Origin of the sequence: Brevibacillus sp. NL20B1, assembly GCF_018195675.1 — a bacterium.
GTDB lineage: Bacteria > Bacillota > Bacilli > Brevibacillales > Brevibacillaceae > Brevibacillus > Brevibacillus aydinogluensis.
Window position 1 is genome coordinate 1 of the sequence record NZ_JAGTPT010000068.1, and the last position, 595, is coordinate 595.

Consider the following 595-nt stretch of genomic DNA (forward strand, 5'->3'; position numbering starts at 1 on the left):
GCTGACCGCCCTAGAGATAGGGCTTCCCTTCGGGGCAGCGGTGACAGGTGGTGCATGGTTGTCGTCAGCTCGTGTCGTGAGATGTTGGGTTAAGTCCCGCAACGAGCGCAACCCTTATCTTTAGTTGCCAGCATTCAGTTGGGCACTCTAGAGAGACTGCCGTCGACAAGACGGAGGAAGGCGGGGATGACGTCAAATCATCATGCCCCTTATGACCTGGGCTACACACGTGCTACAATGGCTGGTACAACGGGACGCAAGCCCGCGAGGGTAAGCCAATCTCTTAAAACCAGTCTCAGTTCGGATTGCAGGCTGCAACTCGCCTGCATGAAGTCGGAATCGCTAGTAATCGCGGATCAGCATGCCGCGGTGAATACGTTCCCGGGCCTTGTACACACCGCCCGTCACACCACGAGAGTTTGCAACACCCGAAGTCGGTGAGGTAACCGCAAGGAGCCAGCCGCCGAAGGTGGGGCAGATGATTGGGGTGAAGTCGTAACAAGGTATCCGTACCGGAAGGTGCGGATGGATCACCTCCTTTCTACGGAGCTTTGGCAAGTCAACGCTTACTCGCTGTTCAGTTTTGAGGGAGCAT

Annotated in this window: 1 rRNA gene; it reads left to right on the plus strand. The window is 56.3% G+C overall.

Going from position 1 to position 595, the window contains the following annotated elements:
- A 16S ribosomal RNA gene (locus tag KDN35_RS19795) occupies window positions 1-541 on the plus strand; the annotation flags it as partial.
- Window positions 542-595 lie beyond the last annotated feature (54 nt).